Annotated in this window: 2 protein-coding genes and 1 pseudogene; all 3 read left to right on the top strand. The window is 72.6% G+C overall.

Annotated elements, in window-relative coordinates:
• Positions 1–656, top strand: a 656-nt coding sequence (locus RIF89_RS13775) for a glycosyltransferase (RefSeq protein WP_309069653.1), incomplete at its 5' end; no start/stop codon positions are given.
• Between the two features lie 62 nt (positions 657–718).
• Entirely contained in the window at positions 719–2,179 is a 1,461-nt protein-coding gene (gene murC, locus RIF89_RS13770; RefSeq protein ID WP_309069652.1) for a UDP-N-acetylmuramate--L-alanine ligase, read from the top strand.
• Positions 2,176–2,591 (top strand): annotated as a pseudogene (locus RIF89_RS13765) (cell division protein); the annotation flags it as partial. The gene murC and the pseudogene RIF89_RS13765, both read left to right, overlap by 4 nt.

The following is a 2,591-nucleotide window of genomic DNA, read 5'->3' as shown; positions in this document are numbered from 1 at the left end:
TGGGGATCACGTTCCCCGGCACGCCGCTGCGCCGCTCCGAGGTCGTCGGCATGCCGCTGCGCCGCGAGATCGTGGAGCTCGACCGAGTGAGGCGCCGCGCCGAGGCCGCGGACTTCTTCGGCCTCGACCCCGAGAAGAAGACGTTGCTCGCCTTCGGCGGCTCGCTGGGAGCCCGGCGGATCAACGAGGCGCTCGCGGGATCGTGGCGCGACATCCTCGACGCGGGCTGGCAGCTGCTGCACGCCACGGGCGAGCGGTCGGACCTCGAGGACCCGGGCGTCGACGGGTACGCCATGGTCCGCTACCTCGACCGGATGGACCTCGCGTTCGCGCTCGCCGACCTGATCGTCTCGCGCGCCGGCTCCTCCACGGTGAGCGAGGTCGCGGCGCTCGGCATCCCCGCCGTCTACGTGCCGTACGCCGTCGGCAACGGCGAGCAGCGGCTCAACGCGTCGTCGTCCGTGTCGGCCGGCGCCGCGCTCCTGATCGACGACGCGGCCTTCACCCCCGACCGGGTGCGGTCCGAGATCGTGCCGCTGCTGCGCGACGACCAGCGACTGGGGCGCATGGCGGCGGCCGCGGAGACCGCCGGTACGCGTCACGGCACCGCGAACGTCATCGCCCAGCTCGACCGGGCGCTCGGACGGGTGCTCTGACGCGCCGTCCGCCCGCGCGCCGACGGCCGCGTGCCGCAGGCCCGACTTAGACTCGTAGGGCCATGATCAGACCCGACCTCAGCACCCCGATCCCCGCCGACATCGGCGCGGCGCACTTCATCGGCATCGGCGGATCCGGCATGTCGGGACTCGCCCGCATGTTCCTCGCGCGCGGCGTGAATGTCTCCGGGTCCGATCGGTCCGACAGTCAGAACCTGCGGGAGCTGGCGGCACTGGGCGCGCGCGTGCACGTCGGACACGACGCGGCGAATCTCGGCGACGCCGACACCGTGATCTTCTCCGGCGCGATCTGGCCCGAGAACCCCGAGTACCTTCTCGCGAAGGAGCGGGGCCTGCCGATCATCCATCGCTCGCAGGCACTGCACTGGCTGATCGGCGGTCGGCGCCTCGTCGCCGTCGCCGGAGCTCATGGAAAGACCACGTCGACCGGCATGATCGTCACCGGCCTGCGCGGACTCGGTGCCGACCCCAGCTTCGTCAACGGCGGCGTGATCGCGGGCCTCGGCGTCTCGAGCGGCACCGGGGCCGATGAGCTGTTCGTGATCGAGGCCGACGAGTCGGACGGGTCGTTCCTGCTCTACGACACGTCGATCGTCCTGATCACGAACGTCGACGCCGATCACCTCGACCACTACGGCTCGCACGAGGCCTTCGACGCCGCGTTCGTGCGGTTCGCCGACGCCGCGCGCGAGGCGGTCGTGATCTCCTCCGACGACGAGGGGGCGCGCCGCGTCACCGCCGGACTCGGTCACGCCAACGTCGTGACGTTCGGCAAGGCGGAGGACGCCGACGTCCGGATCACGGACATCGTGACTGAGGGTCCCGTCGCATTCACGCTCACGTTCAAGGGACGCAGCGCGTCCGGTCGCCTCGCGGTGCCGGGCGAGCACAACGCGATCAACGCCGCGGGCGCCGTCGCCGTGCTGGTGTCGCTCGGCCACGAGCTGGAGCCCGCGGTGGATGCCGTGACGGCCGGCTTCGAGGGGACCGTGCGCCGCTTCGAGCTTCACGGCACCGAGCGCGGCGTGCGCGTGTACGACGACTACGCGCATCACCCGACCGAGGTCGCCGCGGCGCTGTCCGCCGCCCGCACGGTCGTCGGCGGCGGCCGCATCATCGCGCTGCACCAGCCCCACACGTACTCGCGCACGCAGCTGATGGCGGGCGAGTTCGCGCACGTGCTCGAGGAACTCGCGGACCACACGGTCGTGCTCGACGTGTACGGCGCGCGGGAGGATCCCATCCCCGGTGTCACGGGCGAGCTCGTCAGCGGCGCCTTCCATGACGCCGAGCGCGTGCACTTCGTCGCCGACTGGCAGGAGGCCGCCGAGTACACGGCCTCCGTCGCCCGCGACGGCGACTACGTGATCACGCTGGGCTGCGGCAACGTGTACCAGATCATCCCGCAGGTGCTCGAATCCCTCCGGGGCGGGACGCCGCGGGGCGCGAGCGAGAAGCCCGGCGCCCGCGACGCACAGAGCGAGCGCAGCGAGTCGACGTGAGGCGACCGGGTCCGCTGCCTCCCCCCGACGAGCGCATCGAGCGTCGCCCCCTCGCGGATCCGGAGGGCCTGCCCCCGATCGACGACGAGCCGCGTCGGCGTGCCGCGCTGCTGCCGTTCCGCAGGCATGCCGGGACGGACGACGAGCCGCTCGACTCCTCCGAGCACCTCGACGACGCACCGACGGATCCGGAAGAGCCGAGCGGGGAGCGGGCGACCGGATGGGCGGACGTGTGGCGCGCCACGCGCGCACGCCGGCGGGCGCTGCGCTCCGAGATCCGCCGCTTCACGGCGCGGTCACGTCGACGCCGCACCATCTGGCTCGTGTCGCTCGGGGCGCTGCTGCTGCTGGTGGTGGGCAGCGTCGGCGCGGCCTACAGCCCCCTGTTCGCGGTGCAGCGCATCACGGTGAC

The organism is Microbacterium sp. (genome assembly GCF_031178525.1).
Classification (GTDB): Bacteria; Actinomycetota; Actinomycetes; order Actinomycetales; family Microbacteriaceae; genus Microbacterium.
This window is presented reverse-complemented; position numbering and strand designations above follow the sequence as displayed.